This window comes from Kitasatospora sp. NPDC024654 (assembly GCF_055559155.1).
This window is the reverse complement of the sequence record NZ_JBVHLF010000260.1, coordinates 1-1525: the sequence shown is the minus strand read 5'-3', so window position 1 is coordinate 1525 and position 1525 is coordinate 1. Positions and strand designations below refer to the sequence as shown.

The following is a 1525-nucleotide window of genomic DNA, read 5'->3' as shown; positions in this document are numbered from 1 at the left end:
AGCTTGCGATTTTAGGGCGCAGAGATCGTTTAGGTCTGGGTTCTGCTGTTCTCCGGACATGGGAGCGGCCTTCGGGTGACGCTGGGTTCTCGCCAGAGATCCAGTTGCACCAGAAGGCCGTGATGGACAGTCTGCAAGACTCCCCTGCCCGCGTCGAGGCGTTGTCCGAGTTATCCAGGTTTCGTGCGGGTCTCCATGCCTGCTTCACCCGCCGTGGGGATGCCCTGTTCGAGTTGGCGGACGCGATGCTGTGCGCGCAGGGCCCGGTGCGATCACCGGTAGAGCTGTCCTTGGAGCCCGAGTTCCGACGCCGACACGGCTCTGTCTATGACGCCCTGGCCCATGGCCAGATGAGCAGTAGCCGCTTGCGGCACCTGCTGATCGGCCTGTCGGCCCCGGCCAGGACGGGCGAGCCGCTGATGTTCGCGATCGACACCACTCCGCACGCGCGCCCCGACGCCGAGTACGCCGACGAGCGGCTGATGGTGCAGGTCCGCGGCAAAGGCGGGGACCGCTGGCTGCCCGGCTGGCCCTACAGCCTGCTCGTCGGCATCCAGTGGGGCTCCTCCTCCTGGGTCGACCCCATCGAAGCACGTCGGCTGCGGCCCGGCGAGGAGCACACCGACGTCACGATCGACCAGATCACCGGGCTACTCAAAGACCTGACCGCGACTGGGAAGTGGCAGCCCGGCGACCCACCGCCGCTGGTCCTGCTCGACGCGGGCAACTACGCCACCGACCTCACTCACGCCCTGGCCGGCCATGACGTGCAACTGCTGGTCCGGCTGCGTAGCACCCGGGTCTTCTACCTCGACCCCCCGCCCCGGCGACCGGGACAGATGGGCGCGCCGCCGCGCCACGGCGCGGAGTTCTCCTGCTCCGACCCCGCCAAACGACACATCCCCGATTTCGAACGCACCGTGGAGTCCGAGCCGTACGGCACCGTGACGGTCCGCGCCTGGAGCGGACTGCACCAAAAGCTCGGCAGCACCGGCCGCTGGGCCAACTGGCCGCGGGACAAGCAGTTGCCGATCGTGCGCGGCACGGTCCTGCAGGTGGTGGTCGACCACCTGCCCGACGGCCGCAAGCCACCCAAAGACCTGTGGCTGTGGCACGCCGGCCCCGTCCCAGCCGATCCCGACCTGCTCTGGAAGGCCTACCTGCGCCGCTTCGACCAAGAGCACTTCCACCGCTTCGCCAAGTCCTATCTCGGCCTCGCCAGCGCACACCTGAGTTCGGCGGCAGCCACCGACCGGTGGGTGTCCATTGCCATGGGCGCCTACGCCCAACTACGCCTCGCCCGCTACCTCGTGGACGATCTGCGCCGCCCCTGGCACCCACGCCCCGACCCGGGCAAGCCCCTCAGTCCCTACAAGGTCCGACTCGGCTTCCGCCGACTCCGCGCACGAATCGGCACACCCGCCGACTCGCCGAAACCCACCCGCCCCGGCCCAGGCCGCCCGAAAGGCTCGAAGAACCGCCCGAAATCCAAGCGACCGCCCTACCGCAAGAGCGAACCGACCAC

At 68.9% G+C, this 1525-nt stretch carries 1 protein-coding gene; it reads left to right on the top strand.

The window, feature by feature from the left end; all coding sequences use genetic code 11:
- Positions 1–122: 122 nt before the first annotated feature.
- Positions 123–1525 (top strand): transposase (locus tag ACZ38L_RS39485; RefSeq protein WP_465702990.1); only part of this gene is annotated, 1403 nt, incomplete at its 3' end.